Genomic DNA, 19,728 nt, shown 5'->3' on the forward strand with positions numbered 1-19,728 from the left:
CCTGTCAACGCGTCCGCTTGCCCTATCAACGGGATTGCAACCGGATTGAGCGCCTGCGGCAACCCTCTGATCTCCTTGCACAGTTTCTGGACAGCGAAGCTGGCCTTGTCTAAAAGCGCTGTGGCCCGCAGATATCAGCCTTAACGTTACGGTTTGGATGGCGAGAAGCGGGTCCAAGCACACCCGATTGGATGAACATGAGCGGCGTCAACGAGATCAGGTCGACCTTTCTGAACTTCTTTGCCGAGAACGGCCACGAGATCGTGTCGTCCTCGCCATTGGTGCCGCGCAACGATCCGACGTTGATGTTCACCAATGCCGGCATGGTGCAGTTCAAGAACGTCTTCACCGGCGTCGAGAAGCGGCCCTATCAGCGCGCCACCACGTCGCAGAAATGCGTGCGCGCCGGCGGCAAGCACAACGACCTCGACAATGTCGGCTACACCGCGCGCCATCTCACCTTCTTCGAGATGCTCGGCAACTTCTCGTTCGGCGACTATTTCAAGGAGCGCGCGATCGAACTCGCCTGGAAGCTGATCACCAAGGATTTCGGGCTCAACAAGGACAAGCTGCTCGTCACCGTCTACCACACCGACGATGAGGCGCACGGGCTCTGGAAGAAGATCGCGGGCTTCTCCGACGACCGCATCATCCGCATCCCGACCTCGGACAATTTCTGGGCGATGGGCGACACCGGCCCGTGCGGCCCGTGCTCGGAGATCTTCATCGACCGCGGCGATCACATCTGGGGCGGCCCTCCCGGTTCGCCGGAAGAGGACGGCGACCGCTTCCTCGAATTCTGGAATCTCGTGTTCATGCAATACGAGCAGGTGACGAAAGAGGAGCGCGTGGATCTGCCGCGTCCCTCGATCGACACCGGCATGGGCCTGGAGCGCATGGCCTGCATCATGCAGGGCGTCGACAGCGTGTTCGAGACCGATTTGTTCCGTCATCTGATCGATGCGACCGCGTCCGCGCTCGGCAGCGGGCCGAACGAGCAGACCGTGGCCTCGTTCCGCGTCATCGCCGACCATCTGCGCTCCTCGGCGTTCCTGGTCGCTGACGGCGTGCTGCCCTCGAACGAGGGCCGCGGCTACGTGCTGCGCCGGATCATGCGCCGCGCGATGCGCCATGCGCAGCTCTTGGGTGCGAAAGAGCCGCTGATGCATCGGTTGGTCTGGGCGCTGGTGCGCGAGATGGGCCAGGCCTATCCCGACCTGATGCGCGCGGAAAACCTGATCGAGGAAACGCTGCGGCTGGAAGAGACCCGCTTCCGCAAGACGCTGTCGCGGGGCCTCGCCATCCTCGACGAGAAGAGCGCGTCCTTGAAAAAGGGCGACATGTTCGATGGCGATGTCGCCTTCACGCTGTACGACACCTACGGCTTCCCGCTCGACCTGACGCAGGACGCGCTGAAGTCGCGCGGCATCGGCGTCGACCAGGCCTCGTTCACCGATGCGATGGAGCGCCAGAAGGCCAAGGCGCGCGAATCCTGGAAGGGCTCGGGCGAAGCGGCCTCCGAAGCGATCTGGTTCCCGCTGCGCGAAAAGCTCGGGGCTACCGAATTTTTGGGCTACGAGACCGAGAGCGCCGAAGGCGTGGTGTCGGCGCTGGTGAAGGATGGTGCGGAGGTCGCCAGCCTCAAGGCCGGCGAGACGGGCGCGCTTCTATTGAACCAGACGCCGTTCTACGCGGAATCCGGCGGCCAGGTCGGCGACACCGGCGTGCTCACGGGCGAGGGCGGCATCAAGTTCCGCGTCACCGACACGCAGAAGAAGCTCGGCGATTTCTTCGTGCATGTCGGCACCGTCGAGAGCGGCGAAGTCAAGCTCGGCACCGCGCTGCAGCTTGAGGTCGATCATTCCAGGCGCTCGTCGATCCGTGCGCATCACTCGGCGACGCATCTCATCCACGAGGCGCTGCGCCAGGTGCTCGGCGACCACATCGCCCAGCGCGGCTCGATGGTGGCGCCGGATCGGCTGCGTTTCGACTTCGTGCATCCGAAGCCGATCACGGCGGAGGAGCTGGCCCGGGTCGAGGACATCGCCAACGACGTGGTGCTGGAGAACGACGAGGTCACCACGCGTGTGATGGGCGTGGACGAGGCCCGCGAAGCCGGCGCACGCGCCCTGTTCGGCGAGAAATACGGTGATGAAGTTCGCGTCGTCTCGATGGGCCGGACCGCGCGTGAGCGCGGCGCCAATGCGCTCGGCTGGTCGGTCGAGCTCTGCGGCGGCACCCACGTGAGGCGCACCGGCGATATCGGCCTGATCACGCTCACGGGCGAGAGCGCGGTCGCCTCCGGCGTGCGCCGCATCGAGGCGCTCACCGGCAATTATGCGCGCAGGCACGCCAACGAGACCATGGCGCTGGCCAAGACCGCGGCGAACGAGCTGCGCACCTCGCTCGACGACGTTCCGGCGCGCATCACCGCGCTGATGGAGGAGCGCAAGAAGCTCGAGCGCGAGCTCTCCGACGCCCGCAAGAAGCTGGCGATGGGCGGCGGCGCTTCGGCCGGCAGCAATGGCGCAGCCAGCGGCGTGCGCGAAATCGGCGACGTCAAGCTGATGGCGCGCGCGGTCGAGGGCATCGAGATGAAAGATCTCAAGAGCCTCGCCGACGACGGCAAGAAGCAGATCGGCTCCGGCGTCGTCGCCATCGTCGGCGTCACCGAGGACGGCAAGGCCGGCATCGTGGTCGGCGTCACCGCCGACCTCACCGCGCGCTTCAACGCGGTCAATCTGGTGCGCGTTGCCTCCGAGGCGCTCGGCGGCAAGGGCGGCGGCGGCCGGCCCGACATGGCGCAGGCCGGCGGCCCTGACGGGGCCAAGGCGACCGAGGCGCTGGCGGCGATCGAAAAAGCGATGGCGGGCGCGTAAGCCGCCATGCGCCCCGTTCCGCGAGGACGTGGCTTGCGCGATCCCAACTTGAGGGATCGCCTCTACGAATTGCTGGAGCACGATCCGCTGGCTTATTCAGCCGGGTCGCGCTTCATCCAGATCATCATCGGCGTCATCGTGCTCAATGTGGCCGCGATGATCCTCGCCTCGGTGCCGGAGCTGGACGCGCAGTTCGGCACGCTGTTCGAAGCCGTCACCATCCTGTCCGTGATCGTGTTCGCGCTGGAATATCTGGCGCGGCTGTGGACCGTGGCGGGCCATACCCAGCGCAACGCCTCCGCGCTGTCCGACCGGCTCGGCTACGCCTTCTCCGCGCTCGGCATCATCGACCTCATGGCGTTCCTGCCCGCTTCCGTCGTGCTCACTACCGGCCGGCATGCGACGCTGGCGGCGCTCGGCGTGCTGCCGTTCTTCAAGCTGATACGGTACTCGCCGGCGATGCGCTCGCTGCTCGCGGCCGTGCATGCCGAGCGGCGGGCACTGATCGGCTGCATCGTCATTTTGATCGGCGCGGTGCTGACCTTCGCCTCGCTGCTCTACGCCATCGAGCGCGACGTGCAGCCCAGCAAGCTCGGCACCATTCCGGATGCGATGTGGTGGGCGATCGTGACGCTCGGCACCGTCGGCTATGGCGACGTCGTGCCGGTGACAGCGCTCGGCAAGCTCATCTCGGTGTTCACGATCATCAGCGGCTTCGCCATGATCGCGCTGCCTGTCGCGATCATCTCCACGGCCTTTGCCGAAGAGGTGAAGCGGCGCGATTTCGTCGTCACCTGGGGCATGCTGGCGCGGGTGCCGCTGTTCTCGCATCTGTCGGCCGCGGAGATCGCCGACATCATGCGGCTCTTGCGCGCGCGCACCATCGAGCAGGGCGAGATCCTGGTGCGGCGGGGCGATGCGGCCTCGTCGATGTATTTCATCACCGCCGGCGAGGTCGAGATCGCGCTGCCGAGCCAGCATGTGCGGCTCACGGACGGCACCTTCTTCGGCGAGATCGCGCTGCTGCATAAAACAAAGCGCAGCGGCACGGTGACGGCGACGCGGAAGACGCGCCTGCTCGTGCTCGACGCCCAGGACTTTCACGCCCTGATCGCGCGCATGCCGACGCTCGCCGACCACGTCCACACCACCGCCAAGGCGCGGCTCGCCGACAGCGGCGATCTCGCGGCGGCAGAGCTGGCGCAGGCAGAGAAGGAGAACCCCGACCGCTGAGCGGTCAGCCTTTCTTCAGGAAAACATACTCGGCGGAGTAGGGCGCGCTCCTGAACTCGCCGGCCTTGTCGCACGCACCGTCGAGCTTGCCGCCATGGGTGTTGATGCGCTGGACGGTCGTGACCGGCGTCAGCACGCCGCTGCCGCGGCGGGCGGTCACTTCCAGCTTCAGCCAGGGGATGTCGGCCACTGTTGTGCCCGGCGCGTTGCCGGCGGCCTTGGCGACGACGGCGCTGCCGTCGGCGAGCTCCCAGTTCGGGCCGGCATAGTGCCGGCCGATGGTCTTGCCCTCGGACAGCAGCGTCGCGATCGGCTCGCGGAAGGCCCAGGCGAGCTTGCCATCGGGGCCAGCCTTGCACTCATAGACCTGTGCCCCCTCGGCGTGGACGCTGAGCACGACGCTCTCTCCGGGTGCGGCGATGGCGTCGGGAAGCGGCTCGGCAGCTCCGGCCGGTCCGATCAGGGCCGCGAGCAGCAGTGTGGGGCCGGCAAGCTTGATGAACATGGTGGCATCTCCGCGCAAGGTCTCAAAAAGAAACGGGCCGCGCTTTGAGCGCGGCCCGCGATGATGTCTGGCCCAGTCGGGCGAAATTGCGGTCGGCTCAGGCCGCCAGCTCCTTGGTCAGGTTCTCGGCGACCTTGTCGAGGAAGCCGGTGGTCGAGAGCCAGCGCTGGTCGGCGCCGACCAGCAGCGCGAGGTCCTTGGTCATGTAGCCGGCCTCGACGGTGTCGACGCAGACCTTCTCCAGCGTGTTGGCGAACTTGGCGAGCTCGGCATTGTTGTCGAGCTTGGCGCGGTGCGACAGGCCGCGGGTCCAGGCGAAGATCGAGGCGATCGAGTTGGTCGAGGTCTCCTTGCCCTTCTGGTGCTCGCGGTAGTGGCGGGTCACCGTGCCGTGGGCGGCCTCGGCTTCCACGGTCTTGCCGTCGGGGGTGAGCAGCACCGAGGTCATCAGGCCGAGCGAGCCGTAGCCCTGCGCGACCGTGTCGGACTGCACGTCGCCGTCGTAGTTCTTACAGGCCCAGACATAGCCGCCGGACCATTTCAGCGCCGAGGCCACCATGTCGTCGATCAGGCGGTGCTCGTAGGTCAGGCCCTTGGCCTCGAATTCCTTCTTGAATTCGCGGTCGTAGATGTCCTGGAAGATGTCCTTGAAGCGGCCGTCATAGACCTTCAGAATCGTGTTCTTGGTCGAGAGATAGACCGGGTAGTTGCGCAGCAGGCCGTAGTTCAGCGAGGCGCGGGCGAAGTCGATGATGGAGTCGTCGAGGTTGTACATTCCCATCGCGACGCCGGCGTCGGGCGCCTTGAACACTTCCTTCTCGATCACGGTGCCGTCCTCGCCGACGAACTTCATCGACAGCGTGCCCTTGCCGGGGAACTTGAAGTCGGTGGCGCGGTACTGGTCGCCATAGGCGTGGCGGCCGATGATGATCGGCTTGGTCCAGCCGGGAACCAGGCGCGGCACGTTCTTGCAGATGATCGGCTCGCGGAAGATCACGCCGCCGAGGATGTTGCGGATGGTGCCGTTCGGCGACTTCCACATCTGCTTGAGGTTGAACTCCTTCACCCGGGCCTCGTCCGGGGTGATGGTGGCGCACTTGACGCCGACGCCGACCTTCTTGATGGCTTCGGCGGCGTCGATGGTGACCTGATCGTTGGTGTGGTCGCGGTACTCCATGCCCAGGTCGAAATACATCAGCTCGACATCCAGGAACGGGGTGATCAGCTTGTCCTTGATGTACTGCCAGATGATCCGGGTCATCTCGTCGCCATCGAGTTCGACGACGGGATTGGATACCTTGATTTTTGCCATGATCGGGGAAGCCTCTTGGGAACGGCGCTTTTGGCGCGCCACGGGAATATCCGCCGCCTCTTAGCACCCAGACGCGGCGGGCGAAAGCCAAGGGATTATGCACTTTTAGCCGATCCAGCTTGCCCGGATGGGGGGCGGGCGACGGCCCCCCGGCGGGGGCGGCCTGAGGCTTCAGAAGAGATTCAAAAGTCGATTCTAACCCCGTTATTTTCCTTGAGAATTCTGTCAGGACAGGCAAACGACAGGCGGCAGGGCGGCGCTCGACCGGCGGCCGGTTTGAATCAATTCCTAAGGCGGCCTTTGCAAGGCCTTGAGAACCAGAGTGAAAGCGAAACGAGATGTCGGGGACTGACAAGAGCAAGGCGGGTTTGTCCCTCGACGGTCCCATCGTGATCCTGGTCGAGCCGCAGCTCGGCGAAAACATCGGCATGGCCGCACGCGCCATGGGCAATTTTGCCCTGGGCGCCCTGCGCATCGTCAACCCCAGGGACGGCTGGCCCAACATCGCGGCACAGCGGGCCGCCGCCGGCGCCGACCACATCCTGGAAAAGGTCGAATTGTTTGGCACGGTCGGCGAGGCCGTTGCCGACCTCGACCTGCTGTTCGCGACCACGGCTCGCCCCCACGACCAGGCCAAGCCGGTGGTCGGGCCGGAAGCCGCAGCCAGCGAGATCGCCGGGCACGTCGCCAGCGGGGGCAAGGCCGGCATCCTGTTCGGCCGCGAGCGCTGGGGGCTGACCAACGAGGAGGTCGGCCTCTCCAACCGCATCATCACCTTCCCGGTCAATCCGGGGTTCGCCTCGCTCAACCTCGCCCAGGCCGTGCTCTTGGTCGGCTATGAATGGTTCAAGCTGGCGACATCCGGTGAGTTGCCCCACGCCATGCCGGAGCGCTCCGAGCGCGCCTCGCAGCACCAGATGCAGGCGTTCTTCGACAACCTCATCCGCGAGCTCGACAAGGTGGAATTTTTGCGCCCGGCCGAGAAGCGCGACACCATGCTGGTGAACCTGCGCAACATCTTCAGCCGGATGGAGCCGACCAAGCAGGACATGCACACCCTGCACGGGGTGATCATGGCGATCGCCGAGGGACGTAAGGGCCCGGCCAAGGGCGGCGTGCTCGACGGCGAGCAGGCCACGCGGCTACGCGCGCTGCTCGCCGAGCACGGGCAGGGCGGCGGCGTGCCCGACAGCGGATCGACCGTGCGCGGCCTCGCCCGCCTGCTCCGCCGCAACCCGACCGATGCCGAGCGGCTGCTCTGGCAGGCGCTGACACGTGATCGTCGCTTCGCAGGTCAGTTCAAACGCCAGACCCCGGTCGGCCGCCACATCCCGGACTTCGTCTCGTTCCCGCACCGGATCGCGATCGAGCTGGTGAATCCGGGTGAGGGGGAAGCGATCGCAGCGGATCGCGCGGCGCGTCGGGCCTGGCTCGAGGCACGGGACTATCGTGTGCTCGAGATCCGGGCGGCGGACGTAGAGCGCGATCTCGAGGCAGAGCTGGTGCGGCTGCAGGGGATGATGGAGCAGAGGGCGTAGCTGTCGTCGAGCGCAGGTCTCGTAGGGTGGGCAAAGCGGCTTGTCCGCCGTAGCTCGAAGAGCGAAGGCGGAAGCTTGCCCACCTATGTCGATCGACGAAGCTCAGACAGAGGTGGTGGGCACGGCGCTACGCGCCTTTGCCCGCCCTACGAGTTGGGAGTGCCAAGAGCACACGTCGTCTAGGGAAGGCTAGCGTTGGCGTAACCACCACTTCTACCGCCAGTTGACGCAGGCGTGGCGGCCACGCCCAGGCGAGCGAGCGGCGCTGCGCCCAAGACCATCCAGCCCCATTGATGCATGTCAAGGAACATGGAACCCCGCCCGTTACGGTTTTGAGGCAACAGGGAGGGTTCGATATGTCAATCAGCCGTCGCCAAGCACTTGCCGCCTTCAGCGCCGCTGTATCGGCGCTCGCGATTTCCCGCACCGCACGTGCCGAGTTTGACGGTCCTGTTGTCAGGGCCCTGGAGGGCGGCGAAGATTTCTGGCTCGCCCAGGATGCCTATATCTACGGATATCCTCTCGTGACGATGGAGATGACCCGCCGGGTCATGACGAACGTTGCGGCGGTGGAAGGCACGCGCGGGCCGATGGGGCAATTCGTCAAGCTCCGCAAGTACCCTGATGCCACCTTCAAGGATGTCACGGCACCCAATGCCGATACGCTCTACACGACGGCCTGGATCGACGTGGGAGACGAGCCCTGGGTCCTGAGCATGCCGGACATGAAGGACCGCTACTTCCTGTTTCCGATGCTGGACGGCTGGACCAATGTCTTCCAGGTGCCTGGCAAGCGCACCACCGGCACCAAGGCGCAGACCTATGCGATCACCGGCCCGGGCTGGAAGGGAACGCTTCCCGCCGGCGTCAAGGAATACAAATCCCCCACGGGCATGGTGTGGATCTTGGGCCGCATCTACTGCACCGGTACGCCGGAGGACTACGCGGCCGTGCACGCCGCGCAGGACCAGTTCAAGCTCGTGCCGCTCAGCGCATACGACAAGTCCTTTACGCCCCCGGCAGGCAAGGTCGATGCGTCGATCGACATGAAGACGGCGGTGCGCGAGCAGGTCAACCGCCTGGACGCCGCGGCCTATTTCACCCTTCTCGCGCAATTGATGAAGCGCAATCCGCCGGCCGCCGCCGACGCGGCTGAGGTCGCCAAATTCGCGAAGATCGGTCTTGTCTCCGGCAAGGATTTTGACGCGAGCAAATTCGATGCTGCCTTCGCCAAGCGCGTCCCGCAGGTGGCATTCGACCGCATCATGCTCCAGTTCAAGGTCAACAAGGCGATCAAGAACATCAACGGCTGGGCCTTCGACAGCGAAGCCGGTATCTACGGCACCAATTATCTCAACCGTGCGCTTGTCACGGCCATCGGCCTTGGCGCCAACCGGATCCAGGATGCGTGCTATCCGACATCCCAGAAGGACGCCGACGGGAAAGGGTACGTCGGCAGCAACAAATACGTGATGCGTTTCCCGAAGGGGCAGCTTCCTCCGGTCGGAGGCTTCTGGTCGATCACGATGTATGACGAGAACTACTTCTTCATCGCCAATCCGATCAACCGCCAGTCGATCAGCGCCCGCCAGAATCTCAAAGCCAATCCGGACGGTTCGGTCGATCTCTACATCCAGAAGGACAGTCCCGGCCCCGACAAGGAGAGCAATTGGCTTCCCGCGCCGGCGGGCAAGTTCGTCCTGATGTTGCGGATGTACTGGCCGAACGAGAAGTCACCCTCGATCGTCAACGGGACCTGGAAGCCGCCTCCCGTCCGGCAAGTGACGAGCAGCTAGGGAGATATCCTGCTCAGCCGGTGAACGATGGCGCGGGAGGCGAGATGCTGTTTCCGGATACTCCGTCGGTCGAGCAATTGTCGCAGGTGATCGTTCAGGTCACCGCTCCTTCCTTCGTTCTCGGAGCGGTTGCCGGGTTTGTCTCGCTGCTGATCGCCCGCATGAACCGGGTCAGCGACCGGATTCAAGCGCTCAATGCTGTCCTGGATGGTGACGGCGCCAGGTTGAGGCTCGACAAGGATCTGCCTCAGCTGCGGCGTCGTGCCGAATTGCTGAACCGGGCTATCCTGTTCTCCGGAACAAGCGCGATCCTGACATGCCTGCTCGTGATCGTGGCGTTCATCAGCGCATACTATCAACTGCGACACGAATACGGTGTCGCTGTGCTTTTCGCCATTGCCCTCGGGTTTTTCACCCTGGCGCTGATAAATCTCGTCCGCGAGATCAGGGTTTCCGTGCACGAGTACGATCTGGGGAGCTAGCGCCGCGGAAGCCGCCGCCTGCGCATGTCCGTCGGCGGCGAATTACCCGCGCCCGAGCTGCACGTCGCGCTCCACCGCGATCCAGGTCGTCCGCGCCACCGCCAGCAATCTCCCACCTTCATCATGCAATGCCGCCTCGGCTGTGCGCTTGCGGCCGTCGCGGCCGGTGGGCCAGGCCGTGACGATGCAGGGCTCGCCGGGGTGGGGGCGGGCTTCGATGCGGGCTGACATCCGTCCGAGCAGGAGCGGGGTCTTCTCGAAGCTGCCGCTCTGCTGATCGTAATTGCAGGCAAAGCCGGTGGGGCAATCGAGCGCGGACCAGAGGAATTCGGGCGCGATGAGGCCATCCTCGGCGGCGAGATTCGGGTCGGGGGCCCAGCTCGCGGCGAGAACGGGAGTTTGTGCTTGGCGGCGGAGCGGGCCGGCGAAGATGCGCAGGCCGTCGCCTTGCGCCCTTGCGGGACCGCAGACGAAGCAGTGTGGCAGCGGATGTTCGTGCGGCCTGGACAGCGCCAGCAATTCGGCCGCGCGGGCTTCCGGCAAGCTGGCTGTCTCGACCTCTGCAAGCTCGACGCTCACGGCGCGGCCGGTGGCGACGGCTGTGTCGCCATTGCGAAGCTCCCATGTGCCGCCGTCGCTCGCGATCGCATCGAGCGGCGTGTCCAGGGGAGGCGGAGCGCGCAGCGTCACCTCCGCAGCCCCGGGAATGTGACGGGCGAGCCGGCCGCAGACATAGCCGCCGTTGCCGGAGTTCGGAGGGCCGCAATAGCGCTTGTCGATGATGATCGGAGCCATCAGTCTTCCTCAGAGTTGGCGCACTCTACCTGATCTTGAGCACAATTCGTCCCTGAACCGTCCGGTTGGCCACGGCGCGCATGGCCTCGCCGGCCTCCTCCAAAGGGAGGATGCGGTCGATGTGCGGGCGGATTTGTCCCTCCGCCAGCAATTGCATCAGCGTGGCGTTCATGCGCGCTGCCTCGTTGGAGAATTTCTCCGCCCAGGCGCCGGCAAAGACGCCGATGATGGAATAGTTCTTCAGCAGCGGCAGGTTCATCGGGATGGACGGAATCTCGCCGCCGGTGAAGCCGATCGGCATCAGCCGTCCGCCCCATTTCATCAGCCGGGCCATTTGCTCGAAAATCGCGCCGCCGACATTGTCGAAGCCGACATCGATACCGTTTCCTGAAGTGATCGACTTGATCCGGTCGCGCAGATCCTCGCTGCGATAGTTGATGACCTCGCTGGCGCCGTAGCCGCGGACCAGGGCCGCCTTGTCGTCGGAGCCGACGCCGGCGACGACGCGCAGGCCGAGATGGCGGCCGAGGTCGACGGCGGCCAGTCCAACCCCGCCGGCAGCGCCGGTGACGAACAGCGTTTCGCCGCGCTCGGCTCGTGCCCGTTCGACCAGCGCATAATAGGCCGTGCCGTAATTGTGCAGGATGGTTGCCGCCGCTTCGAACGCGACGCCGTCAGGCAGGCGTACGGTCTTCGACTCCTTCGCGATCATCCGTTCGGCGTAGCCGCCGGTCCAGCTGCTGCAGGCCACGCGATCGCCGGGCGCGAACTTTGTCACCTTGCCGCCGACCGCGACGACGGTTCCGGATGATTCCGTGCCGGGCACGAAGGGCGTCTGCGGCCGCATCTGGTAGAGGCCCGAGACCAGCAACTGGTCCATGAAGCTGACGGAGGCCGCGTGGACGTCGATGAGGATCTCATCGCCGGCAGGCTTGGGCGCATCGATCTCGCCGAGGCGCAAATCGTCGGGTCCAGTGAACGAATGGCACAGAACCGCTTTCATCGTGGCGCTCCAACGGGGTTGCATTTGGCGAATTCTCTCAGCGGTGTCGCGTATCCTGCGACGATCTTGACAAAATCAGCCTGCCGCGCCGCGCCGGTCTTTTCGAACAGACGGCGGACATGCGTCTTGACCGTCGATCCGGCAACGCCGAGCGTCGCTGCGACTTCGGGAATGCTGCCGAGCTCGACGATGGCGAGCAGGACGCGTAACTCGGCCGGCGTCAATTTGAACGCCTTGCTGATCACGTCCGCCCGGGACGGGATCAGCAGCGCCGTCTTGCGAACGAACAGCGCTGCCGCCGCTCGGTGGTTTGCGCCGGAGCGTCGGCGCGGGCCCGCGGGCAGCGGCAGCGTATCGGCGACGTAGCGCTGTCCGTCCATCCCGGTCATCGGCACGGCAGTCGCGCCGGCGGCGGGAATCCACTCCGCGCGGCCCGCCGCGGCGAACGCCCGTTGCAATGTCAGGTTGGCGGGCAGATCACTGATGACGAGACGCCCGCGAACCTCATGCAGGATGTCCCCCGCATCGATGAGGGCCCGGCCGGCGATATTAGTGTGAATGAGATGGGCGTCCGCCTCGACCAGATACATCCCGGCATGGAGCCCGTCGAAAGCATCGGCAAACATGGCAGCGTCGGCAGACATTTGGGGACAGGGGGACACGCTCCACACCATCGCGCTCATCGGGGCGCTCCGATGCTCCGGGTCACGTCACGGTCTTTGGTCCGGGTCCGCGCGAAAAGGCGCGGCACCAGCATCGGCACGCGGCGGCGATACTGCCGATAGGTCTCCCCGAACTCCGCGATCAGATCCCGTTCTTCGAACTGCAACGCGGCCAGGATATAGGCGGTGTTCGCGAGCGCGAACAGCAGATGGCCGGCGGTCATCTCGGGCGTGGCCCAGAATGCGAGGAGGAAGCCCAGCATGATCGGATGCCGCACGATCTTGTAAAGCAGTGGCGCCTTGAAGGATTGACCGGGCAACTCGGTCCCGCGCAGCGACGAGAAGGCCTGGCGCAGGCCGAACAGGTCGAAATGATCGATCATGTGGGTCGATGCGAATGCGATCAGCCAGCCGAGCCAATGGACGGCGGTCAGCAACCACGCCACGATTCCGCTGGTCTGCCAAATCGATATCGGGATCGGACGCCACTGCCAGAACAGCAGGAGGAGGATGAGGCTGGAAAGCAGCACATAGGTGCTGCGCTCGCAGGCCACCGGAAGAACTTTGGTCCACCAGCGTTTGAAGGCCGGGCGCGCCATGACGCTGTGCTGGATGGCAAACAGGCTCATCAGCAGCAGGTTGACGACGATGGCCTCGGTCAAGTTCGAAGGGTTGCCGACGTCGATCGACTGATCGATTGACTTGGGTACGACATAATTGCCGACGAAACCGAGTGCATAGAGGAAGGACACCGTGAATACGGCATAGCTCACGATTGCGTAGAGCAGGATTGCGAGGCGTGAGAACATGGTTTTTCCTATTGTGCCTGATCCAGCGGTGCCGCATGCAGAGCTCGAGGCGGCCGCCGGCGAGCCGGCTCGATCTGGGCCGATGGCTACCGCGGCGCCGTCCCCTGTGCGTCCCCTGGGGACGCCCTGGGGGGAGAGAGGATTTCCATGACGGCTTTCTCGCTGGAGACATTCGGGTTCCCGGAGGTCCATGCTGACGGCCGTCCGATCAAGTTGAACCTGCGCAAGGGTCTTGCGCTGCTCGTCTATTTGGCGGAGGCCAAGGCGGCGGTCGCGCGCGACGTCATTGCCACGCTGCTCTGGCCTGAGACCGATCGAGAGACGGGCCTCGCCCGGCTGCGGCGGCTGCTTCATCGCGTCGAGCTCGCGCTCGGTCAGCCGGTATTCGAGACCGACCGCACCAGCGTGCGGTGGTCTCCGGCCGCCGTGCTGAAGGCCGATGCGCATTCATTCGAGAGCGCCTGTGACCGCGGCGACTTCGAGGAGGCCTGCCGGGTCTATCGCGGCGACTTCCTGGCGGGCTTTGCGCTAGGCGACTGTCCCGAGTTCGACGATTGGGCGTTCTTTCACCGGGAGGCGCTGAGGGGACGGCTCATGCATGCGCTCGAGCGTCTCGTGCAGGACAAGAATGCCGCCGGCGACCATTTTGCCGCGGCCGCGCATGCGGGACGGCTGGCTGAACTCGATCCGCTCAGCGAAGTCTATGGCCGGCATCTGATCCGCAGCCTGCTGCTGGCCGGCGACCGCAGCGCGGCCGAACGTCATCATGCGGCCCTGACACAGCGGCTGCGGGACGAACTCGGGGTTGCGCCGGAAGCCGAGACCGAGGCGCTGATGAGTCCCGCAACGGCGCTGAACGCTGTTCCGACCACGCGCTATGTGAAGGGCGCCGGCGTGCACCTGGCGTATCAGACCTATGGCAGCGGCCCGCTCGATATCCTGGTGATGCCCGGCTTCGTGTCGCATGTGGAGCGGGCCTGGGAGAGCCCTGCAAGCCGGACGTTCCTGGCGTCGTTGATGAAGCTCGGGCGTCTCATCGTGTTCGACCGTCGCGGCATCGGGCTGTCCGACCGGGTCGGATCGGCCCCGGGGATCGACGTCACCGCTGAGGATATCGGCACCGTGCTGCGGGCGGTGGATTCGCGCCGCGTGGTGCTGTTCGGCGCCTCCGAATGCGGGCCGGCCTGCGTCAAATTTGCGGTCGACGAACCGCGCCGCGTGGCCGGGCTCATCCTGTTCGGTGCGCTGGCCAAGGGATGTTGGGCGGAGGACTATCCGTACGCGTTGCGCGCCAGCCAGTACGACGCCTGGAGCCGCCAGCTCGTCGCGCAATGGGGCGGCCCGGTCGGCATCGAGACCTTTGCGCCGAGTCTGGCCGGTGATCCGCAGGCGCGCGCCTGGTGGGCCGGGCTATTGCGTGCGGCGTCCAGTCCCGGCGGCATCTCGGCCGTGCTCGAGGCCTTTCGCGACGCCGACGTGCGGCATCTCCTGGCGCAGATCGCCGTGCCGACGCTGGTGCTGCACCGGCGCGGCGACCAGGCGGTGCGGATCGCGGCCGGCCGCGATATCGCGAGCCGGATCAGCGGTGCGGAGTTCGTCGAGCTCGACGGCAACGATCATTGGTTCTTCGCCGGCGATCAGCGCCCGGTGCTCGCGGCGATCAAGCGATTCACGGATGCGCTGCCACTTCGCAGGGCGTAACCCACCGCTCCCATTGCTCGCTGATATCGATTTGGTGGATTACGCTTCGCTAATCCACCCTCCGAGCTCCGCCTCAGGCCGCGCTTGGGAGAGGGGCTTTCGGGCCCTGCTGGAGCTGGCGCAACGCCGCGAGGTTGGACCCGACCGACGCCAGGCAGCAACGCGATTTGCCGCCCGACTTCGCCTGGTACAGCGCGGCATCGGCGACAGCCAGCAATCCGGCGACGTCGGCGCCGTGATCCGGTGACAGCGCAATGCCGACGCTGGCGCCGATGCAGGCGTGCATCTCGCCGCTGAGCTCATAGGACAATGCGACCTCGCTGATGAGGCGATGTCCCGTCTGCTGTGCCGTCTCGGCGGTGACGCCGTCGAGGAGCACCACGAATTCGTCACCGCCCATTCGGGCGACCAATGCGTCATCAGGCAGCAGCCGGCGCACGCGCGCGGCCACCGCTTTCAGCACCGAGTCCCCCGCCGCGTGTCCGAACGTGTCGTTGATCGGCTTGAAATTGTCGAGGTCGAAGAACATCACCGCGAACGGCCGTTCGGCGCGCGCTGCAAGCCTGCCGCCGAGCGCCTCGACGAAGCCTGCGCGATTGAGCAGGCCCGTGAGCGCGTCGTGATGGGCGCGATGGCTGTTCTCGCGCTCGGCGCGCATGGTGGTGACCAGCATCCGGTTGAGGCGGAAGGCCGCGGCCGTCATCGCGGCCAGATACATCGGCACCTGAAGGAAGACGATGTAGAACAGCGGTTCGCCCGCGAGCGCGGCGCCGGGGACGATGGGGCCGAGGCTCAACAGGATCATGGTCCCGGCCAGCCGCGGCGCGCTGAAATTGCGAAAACAGATTCCGCCGACCATCGCCGCCGCCGACAGCGACGCCAGCATGGCAACGACCCAGTCGCCGCTGGCGAGACTGACAATGGCGCCAAATCCGACGCTGGCACTCCAGGCGACCGCAAGCAGGAGATGAAGGTCGGTCGGTGTCGGTCGCTGCAGGTGCGCCGCGCGATGCGCGCTCACGAGCACGACGAGACGGGCGAGGCAAATCGCGATCTCCATCACCAGCCAGATCACGAACGGCGCGGTCTGCTTACGGCCGGCAATCACGGCGGCAACGGCAATCGTATTGACTGCGCCGGCGGCAAACACCGGCAGCGATCCATAAAGCTGGGCGATGAGGGCGGCCCGGATGTCGTCGGGCGCGCCTGGCCCCGGCTCGGCGAGCCAGCGTGTCAGGCGCCAGCGCGGCGCACTGTAGAGTCCCTTGTCCGATTGCATTGCAGAGCGTCCCCGTATTCCGGGCGCCAACAACGATGACCGCTCCTAACAGCCTTTTAAGGCAGCCAGGGATCGCCGGCCGTTGCTTGGCACATGGTAAACCGGCCGACGCGCACGGCGGCCGTGCAGGAAGATGCGGTTTGGTGCAGGTGTGAGGTCACACCGTCTCGAGCTGGTCTGCGCCGCGCTTCTTCTTCGACTTGGATTGGCCGAGCAGGGGGCCGGCCGTCAGCGCCGCCGTATCTGCCACGCCGGGATCACGCGAGATCATCGCGGCGACGATCGCGCCGTCGATCAGGAGGCCGAGCTGATGGGCAAGCACCGCGGGCTCGCTCGAGCCGAGCTCGCCGGCGAGCTTCTCGATGTGGCCGAGCACGATCTTCTTGTGCTTCAGTGCGATGTTGCGGAACTGCTTGGCGTCCTTGTCGTGCTCGCCGACCGCGTTGATGAAGGGGCAGCCGTAGAAGCGCTCTTCGGCAAACCAGCTCTTCAGGGCCGGGAAGATGCGCGTGAGTTTCGCCTGCGCGTCGCCGCCGCCGTCTTCCATGGCGCCGATGAACCATTCGCGCCATTGCTTGCCTTCGCTCTCCAGCACCGCGTTGACGAGGTTGGTCTTGGAGCCGAACAATTTGTAAAGCGTGGTCTTCGCGGTGCCGGCCTCTTCGATGATCGCATCGATGCCGGTGGCGTTGATCCCATTCTTGCAGAACAGATGCGAGGCGGCGCTGAGCAGGCGCCCGCGCGCGGATTCGTCGTCGCCAGCGCCTGAATGCGGCGCGTTCTTCTTCGACGACATCTTGTTCAGTGAGGACTTGTTCAGTGAAGGCTTGGCCATGGACTGCAACTTAATCGCAGCCGCGCGGTATCATCAAGCCGCATCTCGTCCGCGCCAAAAAGATTCGCATCGGTGATCTCATCTGCATCGCCTTTGAGCAGAGCGCGGCTGATCAATCCGCAGGCAGCCATCGCTAAGCGGCTCCAATGCCTCGCATTTCGTTTTCGGCCTCTTCTGGCACGCTCCATGCAAGGAAACAGACCGTTCGGTATCCTGCCGTTTTCCACGGCTGCCAGGGAGAAGATGATGACTGCCGTCGTTCAAAAGACAGTGCTGACGGGGTGCCTTGCGCCCATCGACAAGAATGGCCTCGAGCAACTGATCGCGAGCGGCAAGGCCAATCCGAAGGTCGTCAAGACCTTGAAGTGCAAGACGGTCGCGGAAGGCAAATTCCGTCACGCCAACTACATCCGCAATCTGCCGCCCTATATCGTCGACGAGCCGCCGGGCCTTTTGGGTGACGACACCGCGCCGAATCCGTCGGAAGCCTCGCTTGCCGCGCTCGGCTCGTGCCTCGCCGTCGGCCTGCACGCCAACGCCGTGCATCGCGGCTGGATCGTCAACAAGCTCGAGCTCGAGCTCGAAGGCGACCTCAACATCACCGCGGTCTGGGGCACCGGCGATACCTCGGACAAGCCGGTCGGCTTCACCGACGTGCGGGTCAAGGTCGACATGGCGTGCGAGGGCGTCTCGCAGGACGAGGTCAACGCGCTGGTCGCCCATGTGAAGAAATGGTCGCCGGTCGCCAACACCTTCACCCGCCCGGTCAATCTCGAGGTCGGCATCTAGCTGATAGCAACCAGGACAAGGTGCGGGAGACGATCATGGGGTCACTGGCTTTATCGCGGGCCGAAAGTTTGGATCAGCCCGCACCGTCCATTGCAGGGGAGGTGGCGCGGATCGCGCGCGAAGATCTCGCGCCGCTTGCCGTCGGTATCGACGACGGCTCGGTCTATCCGGCCGAGTTGTTGCGCAAGTTCGGCGCGGTCGGCGCCTGGGGCAGTCACGTGCCGCACGAAGGTCCGGCCGACCTGCGCTGTGCCATCCAGGCGATGGCTGCGATCGGCGAGGTGTGTGGGGCGACGGCCTTCATGGCCTGGTGCCAGAACACGCTGGTCTGGTACGCCGCCAACTCGACCAATCTGAAGCTCGCAAAGCGTTTCGGCGATGCCTTCTCGACCGGCCGCGTGCTCGGCGGCACCGGGCTCTCCAACCCGATGAAGAGCTTTTTCGGGATCGAGAAGCTGAAGCTGAAAGGGCGCAAGGTCGAGGGCGGCTACATCGTGCGCGGCGCGCTGCCCTGGGTCTCCAATCTCGGTCCCGACCATTATTTCGGCACCATCTTCGAGCGTGAGGACGATCAGGGCATCGCAAGTGGCGAGCCCGGCACTGTGATGTTCCTCGCCGACTGCTCGGACCCGGCGATCACGCTGACGCCGTGCAAGCCGTTCATGGCGATGGACGGCACCGGCACCTATGGCGTGCAGTTCCGCGACGTCTTCGTGCCCGACGAGCTGATCCTCGCCGACCCCGCCGGCCCCTTCGTCAAGAGGATCCGCGCCGGGTTCATCCTGCTGCAGGCCGGCATGGCGCTCGGCCTCATCAAGGACTGCATCAACATCATGGGCGAGGTCGATAGTCCCCTCGGCCACATCAACCGCTATTTGCCGCAGCAGCCGGTGCACTTCCGCGATCTCGCCGCCGAGCTCGAAGCCGAGACCATGGCGCTGGCGCGCGATCCCTACAACGAGGACGAGACCTACTGGCGCAAGGTGATCGCGCTGCGCCTGCGCGCGGGCGAGGCCAGCGTCGCGGCGGCGCATGCGGCGATGCTGCATTGTGGCGCGCGCGGCTACCTCAGGAGCCACCGCGCGCAGCGGCGGCTGCGCGAGGCCTATTTCGTCGCGATCGTCACGCCGGCTACCAAGCAGCTGCGCAAGATGCTCGCCGAGTTCTGAGCTTCACGAGTCCACCCCGGAAGACCACTTAACCTCAACGGAGAGGCTGCCAATGACGGACGTTCTGATCTCTGCCAGCGAACTTGCCGATCTCTTGAAGCTCGAACCCTGTGTCGTCATCGACACCCGCAATCCCGATGCCTATAGCGCCGGGCACCTGCCGGGCGCGGTGAACGTGCACGAGATCTTCACGTTTCTCGCGACCTCGACGCCGGAAGGCATGAGCGAGCTGAAGACCAAATTCGCCGACGCCTTCGGGGCTGCCGGTCTCTCCGGCAAGGAGACCGCGGTGATCTACGAGCAGTCGATGAATTCTGGCTTCGGCCAGTCCTGCCGCGGCTACTATCTGCTCACCATGCTCGGCTATCCCAAGATCAAGGTGCTGCATGGCGGCTTCGACGCCTGGTCGGCCGCGGGCCTTCCGGTGACGAAGGATGTCCCGGTGCCGGCGAAGGCCTCGTTCGCGGTCGTGCCGGAAGCCGGCGAGATCCTGATCGACGCGAAGACCATGCTTGCCGCGGTCGGCAAGCCCGGCATTGCCATTCTCGATGTGCGCGATGTCGACGAGTGGATCGGCGACAGCTCGTCGCCCTATGGCAAGGATTTCTGCCCCCGCAAGGGCCGCATCCCCGGTGCGGTGTGGCTGGAATGGTACCGCATGATGAAGCCGACCGCGGAAGGCCCGCGCTTCAAGTCCAAGGACGAGATTCTGGCGGAATGCGCCACCGTCGGCATCTCGCCGAGCACACCGGTCTATCTCTACTGCTTCAAGGGGGCGCGCGCCTCGAACACGTTCCTGGCGCTGAAGAATGCCGGCGTGAAGGACGTGCGGATGTATTTCGGCTCCTGGAACGAATGGTCACGTGATCCGTCGCTGCCGATCGAGCAGGGGCTGCCCATGGCTGCCCAGGTAACAGGCAAGGCGGCATAGAACCTGCATG

General features: G+C 65.3%; 17 protein-coding genes. 9 read left to right on the forward strand and 8 right to left on the reverse strand.

The genetic code is table 11. The features are described from left to right. The first annotated feature begins 197 nt into the window (after positions 1–197). Positions 198–2,879: an alanine--tRNA ligase gene (alaS, locus tag AABA84_RS17215; RefSeq protein ID WP_212252817.1), complete on the forward strand. Its 2,682-nt coding sequence runs from the start codon at positions 198–200 to the stop codon at positions 2,877–2,879. Positions 2,880–2,885: 6 nt separating this feature from the next. Beyond that, positions 2,886–4,112, forward strand: a complete 1,227-nt coding sequence (locus AABA84_RS17220; RefSeq protein WP_338306495.1) for a cyclic nucleotide-gated ion channel — start codon at positions 2,886–2,888, stop codon at positions 4,110–4,112. 4 nt (positions 4,113–4,116) lie between these two features. Here AABA84_RS17220 and AABA84_RS17225 read toward each other — a convergent pair whose 3' ends face one another. Then, complete coding sequence (locus tag AABA84_RS17225; protein ID WP_338312575.1) at positions 4,117–4,617, reverse strand: DUF3455 domain-containing protein; 501 nt, start codon at positions 4,615–4,617, stop codon at positions 4,117–4,119. A 97-nt stretch (positions 4,618–4,714) separates the two neighbouring features. After that, on the reverse strand, positions 4,715–5,929 hold the full coding sequence (locus tag AABA84_RS17230; RefSeq protein WP_028142824.1) for an NADP-dependent isocitrate dehydrogenase: 1,215 nt from the start codon (positions 5,927–5,929) through the stop codon (positions 4,715–4,717). A gap of 338 nt (positions 5,930–6,267) precedes the next feature. Between AABA84_RS17230 and AABA84_RS17235 the strand changes: the two genes are divergently transcribed. From AABA84_RS17235 to AABA84_RS17245, 3 genes are all read left to right on the forward strand, one after another. Further along, on the forward strand, positions 6,268–7,467 hold the full coding sequence (locus AABA84_RS17235; RefSeq protein WP_212252809.1) for a TrmJ/YjtD family RNA methyltransferase: 1,200 nt from the start codon (positions 6,268–6,270) through the stop codon (positions 7,465–7,467). 356 nt (positions 7,468–7,823) lie between these two features. After that, complete coding sequence (locus tag AABA84_RS17240; protein ID WP_212251810.1) at positions 7,824–9,263, forward strand: DUF1254 domain-containing protein; 1,440 nt, start codon at positions 7,824–7,826, stop codon at positions 9,261–9,263. 44 nt (positions 9,264–9,307) lie between these two features. Continuing rightward, positions 9,308–9,745, forward strand: coding sequence for a DUF2721 domain-containing protein (locus tag AABA84_RS17245; protein WP_338306492.1), 438 nt, complete (start codon positions 9,308–9,310; stop codon positions 9,743–9,745). Positions 9,746–9,787: 42 nt separating this feature from the next. On the opposite strand, the gene AABA84_RS17250 is transcribed toward AABA84_RS17245, so the two are convergent. Genes AABA84_RS17250 through mddA form a run of 4 tightly spaced genes read right to left on the reverse strand, consistent with a single transcriptional unit; the run spans position 9,788 to position 13,014 of the window. Continuing rightward, positions 9,788–10,540: a hypothetical protein gene (locus tag AABA84_RS17250; RefSeq protein WP_212251806.1), complete on the reverse strand. Its 753-nt coding sequence runs from the start codon at positions 10,538–10,540 to the stop codon at positions 9,788–9,790. A gap of 25 nt (positions 10,541–10,565) precedes the next feature. Continuing rightward, complete coding sequence (locus AABA84_RS17255; protein WP_338306491.1) at positions 10,566–11,543, reverse strand: NADPH:quinone oxidoreductase family protein; 978 nt, start codon at positions 11,541–11,543, stop codon at positions 10,566–10,568. Then, positions 11,540–12,226, reverse strand: coding sequence for a helix-turn-helix transcriptional regulator (locus AABA84_RS17260; RefSeq protein ID WP_283814281.1), 687 nt, complete (start codon positions 12,224–12,226; stop codon positions 11,540–11,542). Before AABA84_RS17260 ends, AABA84_RS17255 begins: the two co-directional genes overlap by 4 nt. Further along, positions 12,223–13,014 carry a methanethiol S-methyltransferase gene (gene mddA, locus AABA84_RS17265; protein ID WP_338312576.1) on the reverse strand — a complete coding sequence of 264 codons (792 nt, stop codon included), beginning with the start codon at positions 13,012–13,014 and terminating at the stop codon, positions 12,223–12,225. The genes AABA84_RS17260 and mddA overlap by 4 nt, the downstream gene beginning before the upstream one ends. 147 nt (positions 13,015–13,161) lie before the next feature. On the opposite strand from mddA, the gene AABA84_RS17270 reads away from it, so the two are divergent. Beyond that, positions 13,162–14,715 carry an alpha/beta hydrolase gene (locus AABA84_RS17270; RefSeq protein WP_338312577.1) on the forward strand — a complete coding sequence of 518 codons (1,554 nt, stop codon included), beginning with the start codon at positions 13,162–13,164 and terminating at the stop codon, positions 14,713–14,715. Between the two features lie 73 nt (positions 14,716–14,788). Here AABA84_RS17270 and AABA84_RS17275 read toward each other — a convergent pair whose 3' ends face one another. Then, positions 14,789–15,994, reverse strand: coding sequence for a GGDEF domain-containing protein (locus AABA84_RS17275; RefSeq protein WP_212251798.1), 1,206 nt, complete (start codon positions 15,992–15,994; stop codon positions 14,789–14,791). Between the two features lie 157 nt (positions 15,995–16,151). Beyond that, a complete protein-coding gene (locus tag AABA84_RS17280) occupies positions 16,152–16,829 on the reverse strand; it encodes a TetR/AcrR family transcriptional regulator (protein WP_338312578.1) in 678 nt (225 codons plus the stop codon). Positions 16,830–17,075: 246 nt separating this feature from the next. Here AABA84_RS17280 and AABA84_RS17285 point away from each other — a divergent pair, with 246 nt between their 5' ends. From AABA84_RS17285 to AABA84_RS17295, 3 genes are read left to right on the forward strand one after another with little or no spacing between them, the layout of a single operon-like run. Then, positions 17,076–17,618, forward strand: coding sequence for an OsmC family protein (locus AABA84_RS17285; protein ID WP_338306488.1), 543 nt, complete (start codon positions 17,076–17,078; stop codon positions 17,616–17,618). Between the two features lie 35 nt (positions 17,619–17,653). Next, positions 17,654–18,787, forward strand: coding sequence for an acyl-CoA dehydrogenase family protein (locus AABA84_RS17290; RefSeq protein ID WP_338312579.1), 1,134 nt, complete (start codon positions 17,654–17,656; stop codon positions 18,785–18,787). Positions 18,788–18,839: 52 nt separating this feature from the next. Then, positions 18,840–19,718 (forward strand): sulfurtransferase, encoded by an 879-nt coding sequence (locus AABA84_RS17295; RefSeq protein ID WP_338312580.1) that lies wholly within the window; start codon positions 18,840–18,842, stop codon positions 19,716–19,718. Positions 19,719–19,728: the final 10 nt, after the last annotated feature.

It is taken from the genome of Bradyrhizobium sp. TM239 (assembly GCF_036247985.1).
GTDB classification, from domain to species: Bacteria; Pseudomonadota; Alphaproteobacteria; order Rhizobiales; family Xanthobacteraceae; genus Bradyrhizobium; species Bradyrhizobium ottawaense.

Coding starts and splice junctions, on each gene's coding strand:
- alaS (WP_212252817.1), top strand. CDS start 198: ATGAGCGGCGTCAACGAGATCAGGTCGACCTTTCTGAACTTCTTTGCC.
- AABA84_RS17220 (WP_338306495.1), top strand. CDS start 2,886: ATGCGCCCCGTTCCGCGAGGACGTGGCTTGCGCGATCCCAACTTGAGG.
- AABA84_RS17255 (WP_338306491.1), bottom strand. CDS start 11,543: ATGAAAGCGGTTCTGTGCCATTCGTTCACTGGACCCGACGATTTGCGC.
- AABA84_RS17240 (WP_212251810.1), top strand. CDS start 7,824: ATGTCAATCAGCCGTCGCCAAGCACTTGCCGCCTTCAGCGCCGCTGTA.
- AABA84_RS17260 (WP_283814281.1), bottom strand. CDS start 12,226: ATGAGCGCGATGGTGTGGAGCGTGTCCCCCTGTCCCCAAATGTCTGCC.
- AABA84_RS17235 (WP_212252809.1), top strand. CDS start 6,268: ATGTCGGGGACTGACAAGAGCAAGGCGGGTTTGTCCCTCGACGGTCCC.
- AABA84_RS17290 (WP_338312579.1), top strand. CDS start 17,654: ATGGGGTCACTGGCTTTATCGCGGGCCGAAAGTTTGGATCAGCCCGCA.
- AABA84_RS17295 (WP_338312580.1), top strand. CDS start 18,840: ATGACGGACGTTCTGATCTCTGCCAGCGAACTTGCCGATCTCTTGAAG.
- AABA84_RS17230 (WP_028142824.1), bottom strand. CDS start 5,929: ATGGCAAAAATCAAGGTATCCAATCCCGTCGTCGAACTCGATGGCGAC.
- AABA84_RS17245 (WP_338306492.1), top strand. CDS start 9,308: ATGCTGTTTCCGGATACTCCGTCGGTCGAGCAATTGTCGCAGGTGATC.
- AABA84_RS17285 (WP_338306488.1), top strand. CDS start 17,076: ATGACTGCCGTCGTTCAAAAGACAGTGCTGACGGGGTGCCTTGCGCCC.
- AABA84_RS17270 (WP_338312577.1), top strand. CDS start 13,162: ATGACGGCTTTCTCGCTGGAGACATTCGGGTTCCCGGAGGTCCATGCT.
- AABA84_RS17225 (WP_338312575.1), bottom strand. CDS start 4,617: ATGTTCATCAAGCTTGCCGGCCCCACACTGCTGCTCGCGGCCCTGATC.
- AABA84_RS17275 (WP_212251798.1), bottom strand. CDS start 15,994: ATGCAATCGGACAAGGGACTCTACAGTGCGCCGCGCTGGCGCCTGACA.
- AABA84_RS17280 (WP_338312578.1), bottom strand. CDS start 16,829: ATGGCCAAGCCTTCACTGAACAAGTCCTCACTGAACAAGATGTCGTCG.
- AABA84_RS17250 (WP_212251806.1), bottom strand. CDS start 10,540: ATGGCTCCGATCATCATCGACAAGCGCTATTGCGGCCCTCCGAACTCC.
- mddA (WP_338312576.1), bottom strand. CDS start 13,014: ATGTTCTCACGCCTCGCAATCCTGCTCTACGCAATCGTGAGCTATGCC.